Source organism: Arthrobacter sp. SlRoot2-15, assembly GCF_059739345.1.
The window spans coordinates 810,358-824,078 of the sequence record NZ_AP046058.1; the positions used below are offsets into that span (position 1 = coordinate 810,358).

Annotated in this window: 8 protein-coding genes and 1 tRNA gene; 1 reads left to right on the forward strand and 8 read right to left on the reverse strand. The window is 69.8% G+C overall.

Translation table 11 applies throughout. From position 1 onward, the window contains the following. Nucleotides 1-33 precede the first annotated feature (33 nt). The 8 genes from AC6I9V_RS03710 to AC6I9V_RS03745 all read right to left on the reverse strand — a co-directional run bounded on the left by AC6I9V_RS03710 (nt 34) and on the right by AC6I9V_RS03745 (nt 12,873). Complete coding sequence (locus tag AC6I9V_RS03710; RefSeq protein WP_497898390.1) at nt 34-2,769, reverse strand: LuxR C-terminal-related transcriptional regulator; 2,736 nt, start codon at nt 2,767-2,769, stop codon at nt 34-36. Nucleotides 2,770-2,994: 225 nt separating this feature from the next. After that, nucleotides 2,995-5,709, reverse strand: coding sequence for a LuxR C-terminal-related transcriptional regulator (locus AC6I9V_RS03715; RefSeq protein WP_497898391.1), 2,715 nt, complete (start codon nt 5,707-5,709; stop codon nt 2,995-2,997). Beyond that, entirely contained in the window at nt 5,696-8,359 is a 2,664-nt protein-coding gene (locus AC6I9V_RS03720; RefSeq protein ID WP_497898392.1) for a helix-turn-helix transcriptional regulator, read from the reverse strand. Before AC6I9V_RS03720 ends, AC6I9V_RS03715 begins: the two co-directional genes overlap by 14 nt. 219 nt (nt 8,360-8,578) lie before the next feature. Continuing rightward, nucleotides 8,579-9,166 (reverse strand): aminoacyl-tRNA hydrolase, encoded by a 588-nt coding sequence (gene pth, locus AC6I9V_RS03725; RefSeq protein WP_497898393.1) that lies wholly within the window; start codon nt 9,164-9,166, stop codon nt 8,579-8,581. A gap of 99 nt (nt 9,167-9,265) precedes the next feature. Further along, nucleotides 9,266-9,898: a 50S ribosomal protein L25/general stress protein Ctc gene (locus tag AC6I9V_RS03730; RefSeq protein ID WP_349412533.1), complete on the reverse strand. Its 633-nt coding sequence runs from the start codon at nt 9,896-9,898 to the stop codon at nt 9,266-9,268. 226 nt (nt 9,899-10,124) lie between these two features. Next, a complete protein-coding gene (locus AC6I9V_RS03735; RefSeq protein WP_138769945.1) occupies nt 10,125-11,105 on the reverse strand; it encodes a ribose-phosphate diphosphokinase in 981 nt (326 codons plus the stop codon). Nucleotides 11,106-11,110: 5 nt separating this feature from the next. Continuing rightward, nucleotides 11,111-12,601: a bifunctional UDP-N-acetylglucosamine diphosphorylase/glucosamine-1-phosphate N-acetyltransferase GlmU gene (glmU, locus tag AC6I9V_RS03740; protein WP_349412532.1), complete on the reverse strand. Its 1,491-nt coding sequence runs from the start codon at nt 12,599-12,601 to the stop codon at nt 11,111-11,113. Nucleotides 12,602-12,801: 200 nt separating this feature from the next. Beyond that, nucleotides 12,802-12,873 (reverse strand) — tRNA-Gln (locus AC6I9V_RS03745). 235 nt (nt 12,874-13,108) lie between these two features. Here AC6I9V_RS03745 and AC6I9V_RS03750 point away from each other — a divergent pair. Next, nucleotides 13,109-13,708 carry a TetR/AcrR family transcriptional regulator gene (locus AC6I9V_RS03750; protein WP_349412656.1) on the forward strand — a complete coding sequence of 200 codons (600 nt, stop codon included), beginning with the start codon at nt 13,109-13,111 and terminating at the stop codon, nt 13,706-13,708. The last annotated feature ends 13 nt before the right edge of the window (nt 13,709-13,721 follow it).

Below are 13,721 nucleotides of genomic sequence, written 5' to 3' on the forward strand. Positions count from 1 at the left end.
CCGCGTCCGGGGCCCCGGAAGGCCCCGCGCGGATCAACCGATGCGGGCGCTGGCCGCCGGTCCCGAGATGACATCTTTGAGCTCCGATCGGCTGGCGACATGGAGTTTTGCGTACACCTGGTACAAGTGCCCCTCCACCGTGCGGACCGAGACATGCATCTGTTCGGCGATCTTGCGGTTCGATGTTCCGGCCGCGGCCCGGACCGCAACTTCGCATTCCCGGGCAGTCAGGGTGGAGGTAGTCAGCGAGTGGAGGCCGTTCTTGGGGCTGCCGAACCTGTCGTCGAGGGACTGTTCGGTGCGCTGGGAGACACGGAGCGCGATACGGTTTCCGGCTTCGTTGGCACAGTGGACGGCGCGGCGGGCCACGTCCCGGGCGAACACCGCGTTCCCCGAGGCGTCGGCATCCTTGGCAACGGCCAGCAACTGCTCGCTGGCGCAGTCCTTCACACCGTCGGCCAGCCGCAGGCAGAGCAGGGCGAACTGCCCGGTCACCCTGCCGGCGAGTCCGGCGAGCTTCTGGCACAGCTGCCGGTCGCCCAGCCGGGCCGCCGCGGACAGGAAGAGCAGGGCGGTGGCCGTGGCGCCCGCCTCGACGTCGGCATCCGAATCGGCGACGAGGGTGCGGATCGCCGCGGGCCGCTGGCCCAGTTCGGCCAGCGCGCACAGTTCGAAGTAGCGGGTCATCCGGTCCACCAGCCAGGAGCTGGCACGTTGCGGCTGCGCCACGTCGGCCAGCAGCAGGCTGGCCCTTTCCTCGTCCCCGGCAAGCCCGGCGGCATAGGCGCAGGCCGCTGTGGCCAGGGAGGACAAGGCATCCGGGTCCTGCATCCGCAGCTGCCACATCCCGGCCTCAAGCCACGGCCCGGCGCCGTCCAGGTGTCCGGCGTGCAGGTCGATCACGCCCTGGACGATCTCGAACATCCCGCCGAGGCGCGTTTGCGGCTCCGCGGTGCCGGAGGTGGCCGCGAGGAAGGCCGAGGCCTCGCGGAACTTCGCCGAGAGCAGCATCAGCAGCAGGAACCTGCCCCTGATCTCGCGGACGGCGCGGTCGGACATCGGCACGGTGGCGGCCGCGGCGACAACCTGCTTGCCCAGGGCCATGGCGCCAAGGACATTGCCGGTAACGGACATGGCCTCGCAGAACAGGCTCGCCGTCAGCAGCCCGGTTTCGGTTCCCAGCTCCGCATCCGGTCCGGCATGGGCTGCGAGGACATCGCCATAGCGGCCCTCGAACGCTGCCAGCCGAATTTCGGCCAGCCGCAGCTGCTCCCGGGCCGGCTGCAGCTGCGCCGGTTCTTCCGCGGCGGGGCCGTAGAGGCGGTCCCGGACAAGGCCGAGCCTGGTCCGGGCATCGCCTGCGGTGGCGGCGCTGTGCAGGTCAAGATCCACGCGCAGCAGCTGCAGGGCAACCCACTCCGGCAGCGGAAGCCCGGCACCGGCTGCGCCGTCCAGCCGGTGGAGGAGGCGCCGGGCGGACTCGTCGTCGTTGGCCGCCATCTGGGCGTGCACGGATTCGATGGCCACTCCGGCGAGCGCCTCGCCGCCGTCGATTTCGTGGATGAACCGCAGCGCCGAGGCGGGGTCGGAGGAGCTGTTGGCCAGGTGCGCGGCGGCGAGGGCCGTGGCGGAACTGATCTGTTCCCCGCAGTCCAGTGCCCACGCGACATCGGCGGATCCGGCGGGTTCGCCCTGCTCGGTGTCGGCCAGCACCGCGGTCAGACGGCGCCGAAGCTCGGCGCTGCGGCCCGGAGGGACCACACTGGCTACGATGGCGGCGGTCACCGTGTTGGCGACGCTGACCATCGGCGGGTGGTCATGGCCGACCTGGATCAGCGCACGCTCCTGCAGGTTGTCCATGTCCTGCGGGTTGAAGATCCGCATGAGCGTCTGCAGCGGCACGGCGCCGGCCAGGGAGATCAGTTCGAAGACGTCGCGCTGGCCCGGGCTGAGCCGGTTCAACCGCGCCTTGACGACATCGCGCACCTCGCCGGTCAGGGCGATGGAGCCGCCGCTCTGGACCCAGGCGCCCTCCTGCCGGACGATGGTTCCGAGCTTGATCTGTTCCCGGGCCAGGGAATGCAGGAACAGGGCGTTTCCGCCGCTGGCGCTCCAAAGCGCACGGGCGGCCGTGTGCGAGAAGTGGCCGCCGTATTCCTGGTTGAGTGTGGCGGCAGTTTCAGCGAAATCAAACGGCTCCAGATCCACGCGGCGGAGCAGATCATCCTTCCAGAGCCCCATGATGTCGCCGCCCACGTGCGGCAGGTCAACGCAGGCGGCCAGCAGGGTCACGTGGCCCCCGGCGCTGAGCTGGGCGACCATCATGCATGACAAGTCGTCAAGGTCGTGGGCGTTGTCCACAAACAGGACAATGGCCCGGCCCTGGGCTTTGGCGTGGAGGAGCTGGGTGAGTCCGCGCAGCACCATCAGCGGGTGCTCCAGGTGGGAGGCATCAAGGTCGTTGAGCAGCACGCTCAGGGCGCCATAGGGAAGTTTTGATGAAATGGAACTGCCCCGGACCTGGACGACCAGGTAGTCGTCACCGAGTTGCTCCAGGGTGCGCTGGGCGATGAAGGATTTTCCGGCCCCGTGCTCCCCCACCAGGACGACGCCGCAGCCCGTTCCTGATGTCAGGGTTTCCAGGACGTCCGCCACGATGTGCTGGCGGGTGAAGGGTTTTTCCTGCCGCCCGCGCGGGGGGCGTTGCGCTGGTGGAATCGCGTCCGTTTTGCCGCTGCCGGCAGGCACGCCGGCTTCTTGCTGGAACATGGGAGAGACCTTCGCAATCAATGTTTAACCAGTGATAGCTCTACGCTAAGGACCGGGCGCGGCGAAGGCATCCGTAAGTAGTACTCGTTTGCCCGGCGGGTATGGCCCGGGTGCCTACGCGGCTGTACTCGAATCCCGCCGGGCTCTTGGGGCGGCATACCAAGTAGCCGCCGGCTAACTCCGAGTGCCCCCGGCCGTAGCGCGCCCCGGCCGGGCAGGCACCACCTACTCCTCGGCCATTCGGCGCAGCTCCTCGCGTCCCTTGACGTTGAGCTTGGCGTAGCTGCGGTACAGGTGGCCCTCGACGGTGCGGACCGAAACCTGCAGATCGGCGGCAATCTGCCGGTCACTCAGGCCCCGGACGGCCAGCGCCACGATGTCGCGTTCCCGGCGGGTCAGGAGTCCGAGGGTGTCATCCTGGCCGGCCGGCTCCTCCCCGGAAGCGCTGTCGGCACGGTCACGGCAGCGCTGCCGTTGGGCCGCCGCCATCCGCTCCCGCAAGCTGTCGCCGGCGGCATGGTAGGTCGTGGCGGCGTCGCCGTACGCCAGGGCCGCAAAGCCCCACAGTTCGGCCTCCTCGCAGGTCTTGGCCGCGTCGAGCAGCCCCCCGGGGAGACCGGATCCGATCGCCGCGGCGTAACCGCAGACGGCTCGCGCCCGGCGGCCCTCCAGTTCCGGTTTCAGTTCGCGCAGCCGCACCGCCGCGTCCCGGTCGCCGAGCGCCAGCCGGAAGGCCAGCGCATCGAACTCCAGCCCCGCAGTGCTGCCATCCCCGACGGGGTTTCCGAGCCGCTGCAGTTCCTCCGCCGCGTGGCGGTAGCCGCCGAGCCGGGCTTTGCCGTACACCACCGCCATGGCGGCGAGGCATCGCAGGTAGCGGGAGACAGGCGGCCGGGCGGATTCGTAGTCCGCCAGGAACCCGGCGGCCTTTTCCGTGAAGCCGGCGTCGGCGGCGGCGGCAAACGCCATCGCGGCGGTCAGCGAAAACAGCTGCTGGGGGTCGGCCAGCCGCAGGGCTTCGAGGGCTGCCCGCAGCGTGCGCTTGGCCTCGGCGGCCCGGCCCTGGTAGAGCAGGACGATCCCGGCGGCGGTGTGGACGCCGCCGCCGAAGGTGATCAAGCTGGGCCCAAACCCCGCCACAAAGCCCTCGAGCAGACTGTCCGCGGCGCCCCAGTCCCCGCCGTGGATCGCCGCCGTGACGGCGCGGACCACCAGGAAATCGGAGAGGAAGTACAGTTCGTCGTGGTCGGTCCCGGCCGCCGCCAGTGCGGCGGCCGCCACCGCGTAGGCGCTGTCCGGTTTGCCCGCAAGCAGGAGTTGTTCCGCTTCCAGCGCCAGCCCGAAGGCCCTCTCGAGGTTGCTGGCCGGAGGCTGGCCCCCGTCCTGGGCCGCCGCATCGCCGCCGGCCGCCCCGGCAGCCTCGGCGTCGCCGGCAAGGGCCAGGACCATGGCGCGGATCGTCCGCACCCGCTCCCGCGTCGCCGCGAGGATGCCCTCGGCGTCGGCGGGGTTGTCCGCGGCCAGCCGTTCGCCGGCGCGGAGCAGCGCCCCGGCCCGCTGCATGATGTCCGCCGGAGTATGCCCGAGCGCGGAGAGGACCGCCGCCCACAGCAGCGAGCCTGCCAGCAGGCTGTCCAGGGTACGTCCCCTGGCAAAATCCGCCTCCAGGATGTCCCGCGCCGCCGCGTGGTTGGAGGTGTTGTAATACGTCCGTGCGATCACCGCCCGGGCCGCGAGCTGCAGTTCCGGGTCCTTGACCCGGGAGGCCGCCTTGCGGGCCAGGTCGTCCTGGAAGAGCCTGCCGGCCAGGATCGCGGCCCGGAGCAGCTGGCGGTCCTCGACCTCCAGACCGCATTCCATCGACCAGCTCACCTGGCGCAGCAGCCCCTCGGCCGAGGCCGGTTCCCGGTCCATCAGCCGCAGCAGGCTCTGGCGCAGCTGCAGGCTGCGGGCGGGGGAAACCAGGTTCCGCAGGGTGTCGCCGTAGACGGTGTGCCAGAGCCGCAGTTCGGGCTCGGCCCCCTCGGAGACGCGGAGGAGTTCCTGTTCGACCAGCCCCGCGACGGTGGCTTCGTCCACCATGGCCTCGATCAGAGCCTTGGACACCGGCTCGGCCAGCGCCACGAGGTTCAGCGCCTTGCGTTCTTCGGCCGGGCGCCGCAGCAGCTGGCGGCGGACGACGTCGGTGAGCCGTTCGCCGTGGCTGTTCAGCGGGCGGGCGAGCAGCCACACCCCGTTGCGCTGCAGCAGCGTCCCGTCGCTGATCGCGTCGTCCACCAGGCAGCCCAGCAGCAGCGGGTTGCCGCCGGAGGCCTCCCAGAGCACCTCGGCGACATTGGGCAGGACCTGGGGGCCGAGCCGGTCCGCCAGGATTTCGGTCGTTTGTTCCCGCGTGAGCGGGCGCAGGTCGTGCCGTTCGGCGATGCCCTCGAACCAGAGCTGCAGGAGCGGCTCGGGCACACCCGGGCGGGCCGCCGCGCCCACCAGCAGCTTGGCCCAGCCGGCGGCGGCGAGTTCCACCAGCACCCCCGCCGTTGCCTCATCCAGGTCGTGGGCGTCGTCGACGATCAGCAGCAGCGGCTTCTGCGTTGTCCGCCGCTGCCCTTCCAGGTAGCTCCAGAAGGTCCGAAGCACGGCCAGCTGGGAGGTGGCGTCCTCCACGGGCAGGCCCACGATGAACGGTGCGAGCACACCGTACGGCACGTGGCTCAGCGCCGGGCTCCCGTGCAGACGGACCGGCGTCACCTGGCCGCGAAGCTCCTCGGCCACGGCCTCCATCAGCTGCGATTTGCCGATCCCGTGGTCACCGAGCAGCAGCACGGCGACGTGTGTGCCGCCCTGAAGTGCCTCCACCGCCGATGAGAGGTCTTCCGAGCGTCCGGTCAGGACACCCTGCCGGGCTTCGCCGGGAGCGGCTGCGCGGACCCTAGATGAGTCCAAGCAGATCACTCCGCGAGGACACTCCGAGCTTCGTGAATACCTGGTACAAGTGCCCCTCCACTGTCCGAACCGAGATGCCCACTTCCAGGGCGATGTCTTTGTTGGAAACACCGTTGCCGGCAAGGGCCGCGATTTGCCGCTCCCGCTCGGTCAGCAGCGGACCCTTGTTGTGCGGAACGACCGGCAAAGCCGGCACCGAGTCGGACAAGGATTCCAGCATGCTGTGCGCTGCCGTGGCGCTGCCGGCCAGCCCGGCGGCCTTGGCAAAATCAAAGGCGAGGGCCGCGCACCTGGCCTGTACAGCGTCGAGCTCCAAGGCGGCGGCGAGTTCGGCCGCTTCAAGCATGGTCACGGCGTCCTTTTTGCGGCTGCCGACCGCCACCACCCGGGACAGCTCCGCCAGCGGGCCCTCCCGCAGCGCAGCGATCTCCTCCAGGAATTGGAAGTCCTTGACGGTGCCGTTGACGGTCGCGCCGAACATACTGATGCCCGCCAGAGTGTAGAGCCCGTTCCGGAAGTGCCGCTCGGCGGCGTGGACCAGCCGGTCCTTCGCGTCGGGGTCGCCCAGCCAGCGGGAAGCCATGTCCATGCAGAACTCGGCCGAACTGCTGACGACGAAGCGCGCCGGGCCGTCCGCGGACCGGGCGCGGTCCAGGTAGACCGTGGCCTGCACGGAGTTCCCCATCTGCGCGTAGGCAAAGGCGGTGGCGGCGTAGGCCTGGCGCAGCGCGTGCAGGCTGGTCCTGACTTCAAGCTGGGCGATCGCGGCCAGCAGCGGGTCCAGGGCCAGGTAGCCGCGGCCGGCGTACACGTAGGCGAGTCCGACGGCGAGGTCGGTGGCGGCGCTGCCGGAGTGCAGGCCATGCCCGGCGCGCCCGCTCGCGTCCTTGAGCATGTCGATGCTCTGCCGCCACTGGCCGGAGAGGAGCAGGACGTTGAAGGAACGCCAGGCGAAGTTCTCCCGGATCCGCGGGACGTTGGCCCATTCACCGAGCCGTCCGCCGATGTCGCGCATCAGCTCCCGGGCCTGCAGTTCCTTGCCCGTCAGGCACAGGGCCTCCATCAGGATGATCGAGGTGCGCAGCCGGTGGACCGGGTCGATGGCGTCGGTATCGGCACTCGCCGCGGCGGCAGCGAGCCGGTCCATCATGGGCTGGTAATCGCCGATGAAGGACAGGTAGTTGAACTCGCAGAGGTCAAGGCACAGGCCGGCGCGGGCCAGCGCGTCCGCGTTGCCATCTTCGCGGCGGAACTCCTGAAGCCGCAGCCGGGCCTGCCGGATGAGCTCCGGAACCTTCCCGCTCCGGTCCTCCAGCCAGGCCATGCAGTCGGCCTTGGCAGCGATCAGCTCGGCAAAGGCCTCGGGGGCGAGGTCGTTGATCTGCGCCTCGGTGACATCGTCGAGGGCGGACATCGCCTGCAGCGGCAGGCCAAGCTGCAGGTACGCGGCGGCCTTCTGCAGCTGCCCCGCGGGCCATTCACTGTCGCCGGGTGCGATGCTGCCGGCGCATTTGAGCGCGAATTTCGGATCGAAGAGCCGGACCGCGGCCTGGGCGGCAGCCAGCGCGTGGGCCGGCGCCAGCTCGGCGTGGCAGTCGTGCGTCCACGCCGCGTAGGCGAGCAGGTCCTCCACCGTGAGTTCCCCGAGCTCGTCCTCCTGGTGGCCGGGGACCTTGTCGCGCAGCTCAAGCCGCCGCTCCACGCTGAGCCAGTTCCGCACGATGTCGCCCAGATACCGGTCACCGAGCGTCACGAAGTGCCGGTCGGTGCGGTCAACGACGATCTGGCCCGCGTCCTCCATGTCCGCGATCAGTCCCGGCCCGTACATCCTGGCCAGCCTCGACAGGGACATGCAGCGGGCGCAGGAGAGCACCTCGATGACTTCGCGGGCCTCGGGCGACTCCCGGGCGTAGCGCGCCCTGACGATGTCCTCCAGTGCGGTTTTGCCGTCGAGTACGACCTCGTCGAGGAGGGTCCAGACCGAACCGGAGAGCACCAGGTTGCCGCGTTCGATCTGCTCGGAGACGACGGCCTGCAGGAGGGTGGGGCTGCCGCCGACCAGCTCGTGCATCTGGCTCGCCAGGGCGGTTGACACCCGGTGCCCCAGCGCGGCCTGGAGCACCTCGCGGGTTTCGATCTCGGTCATGCTGGCGAGCCGGACTTCGGCGAGCTGCCCGGAGGTGATGAGCCAGTAGAAGTCGGGGGGAAGGTCGGTGGCGCGCTGCGCGGTGGCGATCAGCCGGGCGGTGCCGGTCTGCAGCAGGTTAAGCAGCACCCCGGTGCTTTGCTCGTCAAGGGACGCCGCGTTGTCCACCAGGATCACGCATTTGCGTCCCGCCGCGTCGTTGCGGATCAGCGAGGTGATCCCGTGCAGGATCGCCGTCGGCGAGCCGAGCGAGCTCTGCGGAAGGCGGGCGAGGGTGAACGCGAGGCAGCCGTAAGGAGTGGCGGCGCCGGGTCCGGAGGTGCGCAGCTGCAGGGTGTAGACGTCGGGGCCGAAGCCGGCGAGGGCGCTGCGCCCGACCAGGGATTTGCCGACGCCGCGGTCCCCGGTGATGACCACGCCCATGCTCTCGGGCGCGATAAGGGCAGCCCGGACACGGTCGGCGTCTGCTCCGCGGGCCAGTCCTGACCACGCGTGTCTATTCACCGGCCCCGCGGCGTGCTGATCTTCGGCGGGCGCCAATGTAATGGAAACATTCCCCCAGCCCAGCGAATCCCTCGACATCTAGTTTCCTTTGTACCGCTTTGCGGACGGCAAACCCGTCTCCGTCCGCCTAGAAGTAGCGTAACCCTATCCCCCGACAAGAGAGTAGACAGATCATAGCGGCACAGCGGACGCTTGGAAAGGAAACCCGGCCGGCGCCGGCTACGTCGCCTTCGCGGGGTGGAACTTCTGCTGGGCGGCCTGCAGCCCGTCCCGGACCAGCGCCTCGACGGCGTCGGCGGCGGTGTCGATCAGGAACGGCAGCTCCTTCTTCTCCGCCGTCGCGAAGTCCCGCAGCACAAAATCCGCGGTGTCCATCCGGCCCGGCGGCCGGCCCACCCCGACGCGGACCCGCAGGTAGTCCTTGGTGGCCAGCGCCTTGGAGATGTCGCGGAGGCCGTTGTGGCCGCCTTCGCCGCCGCCGATCTTCAGTTTGACCGTATTAAAGGGAATGTCGATCTCGTCGTGGACGGCAATGACGTGGGCGGGGTCGACGTCGTAGAACTTCGCGAGTGCGGAGACCGGGCCGCCGGAGACATTCATGTAACTCAGGGGCTTGGCCAGCACCACTCGCGGGCCGCCGATGCCGAGCCTGCCTTCGAGGACCTGGGCGCGGGACTTGTGCGACTTGAAGCCGCCGCCGACCCGGGCGGAGAGTTCATCGAGCACCATCTGGCCGACGTTGTGCCGGTTGTGGGCGTATTCGGTGCCCGGGTTGCCGAGGCCTACGATCAGCCAGCTGTCGGTCATGGATCCATCCTTTTAATAGGCGGCGGGTCAGGGCGGCGGGAGCGGAGACGACGGCGGCCGGGCCCCATCGGGACCCGGCCACCTGAGAATACGCCGGAATTACTCGGCAGCAGCCTCGGGGGTCTCTTCGGCTTCGGCACCTTCGGCGCCTTCGGCCGGGGCAGCCTCTTCCGTGGTCTCTTCTTCCTCGAGGATTTCGACGGCCTCGGAGATGTTCACGACCAGGGCTTCGGCGTCGGTCAGCAGGACGGTGCCCTTGGGCAGCACGACGTCGGAGGCGTGGATGTGCTCGCCGGCGGCGCGGCCGTCGATGCTGACCTCGATGGCGGTCGGCAGGTGGGTTGCCTCGGCCTCGAGCGAGAGGGTGGTCATCTCCAGGTTGTGGACGTTGCCCGGGGCGACCTCGCCGGTGACGTGGACGGGGACGTCGACGGTGACCTTTTCGCCCTTGCGGACGGTCAGCAGGTCGAGGTGCTCGATGATCTGCTTGATCGGGTTGCGCTGGATGTCCTTGACCAGGGCGAGGTGCTCTTCGCCGTTGATGTCCAGGGACAGCAGGGCGTTGGCGGTGCGGACGGCCAGGGTGGTGGCCTTGGCCGGCAGGGTGATGTGGATCGGCTCGGCGCCGTGGCCGTAGATGACGGCGGGGATCTGGTTGGCCATGCGGGCGCGGCGGGCAAAGCCCTTGCCGAATTCGGTGCGTACTTCTGCTGCGAGCTTCTGCTCAGACATGGGTGTCTCCTCTGGGACGAACGGTGTTCGGCAAGGGCGGAGGTCTGTCAGCGACCTTCAACGCCGGGCGGCATGGCCGCCCTTCAGAAGGGAGTTTCAGACCCAGTCGATAACGGAGACCAGCACTCCGGCTGTATTCAGCCGGCGCTCTCCCTCGCCAAGGTTTCGGGATCGAGTCTAGCAGTGCCGGGCCCCGTCGCGAAAACGGGGACCGGCCGGGCGTCTGCTACGCGTTGCCGTCGAAGAGGCTGGTCACCGAGCCGTCGTCGAACACCTCGCGGATCGCGCGGGCGATCAGCGGGGCGATGGAGAGCACGGTGAGCTGCGGGAAGTGCTTGTTCGCGGAGATCGGCAGCGTGTTGGTGACGACGACTTCGCGGGCGCCCGACTCGGCGAGGCGCTGCGACGCCGGGTCGGAGAAGACCGCGTGGGTGGCGGCGATGATGACGTCCTTGGCACCGGCGTTCTTGAGCACCTGGACGGCGCCGGAGATGGTTCCGCCGGTGTCGATCATGTCGTCGATCAGCACGCAGGTGCGGCCCTCGATCTGTCCCACCACGGTCTTGGAGACCGCCTGGTTGGGCACGGTGAGGTCGCGGCTCTTGTGCACGAAGGCCAGCGGGGCGCCGCCGAGGCGCTCGGCCCACTGTTCGGCGACGCGGACGCGGCCGGTATCCGGGGAGACGACGGTGATGTTGTCCGAGCCCACCCGGGTGCGGATGTAGTCGGCGAGGAGCGGGATGGCCATCAGGTGGTCCACGGGGCCGTCGAAGAAGCCCTGGATCTGCGAGGTGTGCAGGTCAACGCTCATGATCCGGTCGGCGCCGGCGGTCTTGTACAGATCGGCGACGAGGCGGGCGGAGATCGGCTCGCGGCCGCGGCCCTTTTTGTCCTGGCGGGCGTAGGGGTAGAACGGCGAGACCACGGTGATGCGCTTGGCGGAGGCCCGTTTGAGCGAATCGATCATGATCAGCTGCTCCATGAGCCAGTTGTTCAGCGGGGCCGGGTGTGCCTGGATGACGAAGGCGTCGGTGCCGCGGACACTCTCGCCGGCGCGGACGTAGATCTCGCCGTTGGCGAAGTCGTAGGCGTCCAGCGGCAGCAGCTCGGTGCCCAGCTCCTTGGCGATCTCGCGCGCCAGCTCCGGGTGCGCGCGCCCGGCGGCAAGGACCAGCTTCTTCTCGCCGTGTGCCGTAATTTCGCTCATGATTGCTAGCCCTGTTCTGTCGATGCCGGAGTAGTGGAGGATGTCGGGGTGGCGCCGGCGGCTTCGGCCAGCGCGGCGGAGAGGGAGCCCGGGCGGTTCGCCGCGACCCAGCCCTCGGCGTTGCGCTGCTTGGCCAGGGACAGGGCCAGGGCGCCGGCGGGCACGTCGCTGCGGATCACGGCGCCGGCGCCGCTGTATGCGCCGTCGCCGACCCGGACCGGGGCGACGAACACGGTGTTGGAGCCGGTGCGGACGCCGGAGCCGATGACCGTGCGGTGCTTCTTCTCGCCGTCGTAGTTGGCCGTGATGTTCCCGCAGCCGATGTTGGTGTCCTCGCCGATCTCGGCGTCGCCGGCGTAGCCGAGGTGGGAGAGCTTGGAGCCGCGGCCGATCGTGACGTTCTTCGTTTCGTAGAACGCGCCGATCTTGCCGGTCTCGCCCAGGACGGTGCCGGGGCGCAGGTAGGTGAAGGGGCCGACGCTGGCGTTCGCGCCGATGCGCGAGCCGGAGCCGTGGGTGCGGATCACCGTGGCGCCCTCCCCCACCTGGACGTCGGTCAGGGTGGTGTCGGGGCCGACGACGGCGTCGCGCGCCACCGTGGTGGCGCCGTGCAGCTGGGTGTTGGGCAGCAGGCGGACGTCCTCGTCGAGTGTGACGGTGGCGTCGATCCAGGTGGTGGCGGGGTCTACGACGGTGACGCCGGCGCGCATCCAGGCTTCGACGGTGCGGCGGTTGTGTTCGGCGCCGAGGGCGGAGAGCTGGACGCGGTCGTTGGCGCCTTCGACCTGCCAGCGGTCTTCGGTGACGACGGCGGCGACGCGACCGCCGGCGGCGCGGGCCAGGGCGAGGACGTCGGTCAGGTATTTTTCGCCCTGGGCGTTGTCGGTGGTGACGTGGGCGAGGGCGTCCCGCAGCACGGCGGCGTCGAAGGCGTAGATACCGGAGTTGATTTCGCGGATCCCGCGCTCGGCGTCGCTGGCGTCCTTGTGTTCGCGGATGCCGGTCACGGTGCCGTCGTCGGCGCGGAGGATGCGGCCGTAGCCGGTGGCGTCGTCGAGGACGGCGGTGAGGACGGTGACGGCGTTGCCCTCCGCCTCGTGCGCGGCGACAAGTTCGGCGAGCAGTCCGCCGGTGAGCAGGGGCACGTCGCCGTAGGTCACGACGACGGTTCCGGCCAGCTGCGCCTGGGGGTGCTGCGCGTCGAGGGCCTCGAGGGCGGCTTCGACGGCGCGCCCGGTGCCGGGCACCGCGTCCTGGTCGACGATCAGCGCCTGCGGGTCGAGCGCGGCGATGTGCGCGGCGACCTGGTCACGTTCGTGCCGGACCACCAGGGCGAGTTCGCGCGGCTGGAGCGAGCGGGCGGCGTTCAGTGCGTGGCCGACGAGGGAGCGTCCGCCGATTTCGTGGAGGATCTTGGGGGTACGGGATTTCATCCGGGTACCGGCACCTGCAGCTAGGACAATGACGGCGGCGGGGCCGGTGTTCTCGGGGCTCACGTACGGGCTCTCCTTGCTCAGTGGCCTGACTCAGTGCCGCTGCTCGGTCGATCTCAGTTGGCCCGTGGACGACAGCCAGGTGGTCTACCTCGTTGCCGGCTCCGCGCGGCCGAGCCGGACCACGTTCCGGCCGCGGCATCCTCTTCATCCTACTGGACTCCCGTCGGACCGGTTCCGCCGGCCGCGGCCGCCCGCGGCAGTTCCGCCCATAGGACTCGAACCTATACTCCACGGCTCCAAAGGCCGGGGTGCTGCCATTACACCAGAGCGGACCGTGCCCGGGCGTCAAGCCTGTGGCACAAGAGTCAATTCTGCCACGAAGGATGTTGCTCGTGCGACCCGGCGCCCGGGGGCGGTGGGCGGGGCGCCGGGGCCCGGGTGCGGCGGCCGAGTGCTGGGCCCGTAGGGCATGATGGTGCTGTGAGCAACAGCGCAGGCGTGTCCGGAGGGGCGGACCACTTCACCGGCAGGCCGGTGCGGTCCCCCGGCCACATCCCCAGGGCCCGGATGACCGGCCCGCAGCGCCGCACCCAGCTGATCGGCGTCGGCCGTGGCCTCTTCGCCCTCCGCGGCCTGGACGGCACGACCATCGAGGAGATTGCCTCCGCCGCGGGCGTTTCGAAGCCGGTGATCTACGAGCACTTCGGCTCCAAGGAAGGCCTGTACACCCAGGTGGTGGAGTGCGAGTTCCGGATCCTGCTCGGCTCCATCAACGACGCCCTGTCCACGGAAGCCAAGCCGCGCGTCCTGGTCGAGCGGGCCGCCCTCGCACTGCTGGGCTACATCGAGGACCGCACGGACGGCTTCCGCATCCTGATGCGCGACGCGCCGCCGTCGCAGCCCGAAGGCGCATTCTCCACGTTGCTCTCGCAGGTGGCGGCACGCGTCGAGTACATCCTGGCCGACGAGTTCGCCCGCCGCGGTTTCAGTGCGGCCGACGGCGCCATGTACGCCCAGATGCTGGTGGGGATGGTCGCGATGACCGGCCAGTGGTGGCAGGACAGCCGGACGCCCGACAAACGCGAAGTCGCCGCGCACCTGGTGAACCTCGCCTGGAACGGCCTCACCGGCCTGAGCAAGGAACCGGAGCTGAAAACCGAGGACTAGGTCCGGCACCGAA

Excerpts from the sequence above, each read along its gene's own strand:
- pth (WP_497898393.1), bottom strand. The coding sequence starts at position 9,166 with ATGACCGACAGCTGGCTGATCGTAGGCCTCGGCAACCCGGGCACCGAA.
- AC6I9V_RS03710 (WP_497898390.1), bottom strand. The coding sequence starts at position 2,769 with ATGTTCCAGCAAGAAGCCGGCGTGCCTGCCGGCAGCGGCAAAACGGAC.
- AC6I9V_RS03730 (WP_349412533.1), bottom strand. The coding sequence starts at position 9,898 with ATGTCTGAGCAGAAGCTCGCAGCAGAAGTACGCACCGAATTCGGCAAG.
- AC6I9V_RS03735 (WP_138769945.1), bottom strand. The coding sequence starts at position 11,105 with ATGAGCGAAATTACGGCACACGGCGAGAAGAAGCTGGTCCTTGCCGCC.
- AC6I9V_RS03750 (WP_349412656.1), top strand. The coding sequence starts at position 13,109 with ATGACCGGCCCGCAGCGCCGCACCCAGCTGATCGGCGTCGGCCGTGGC.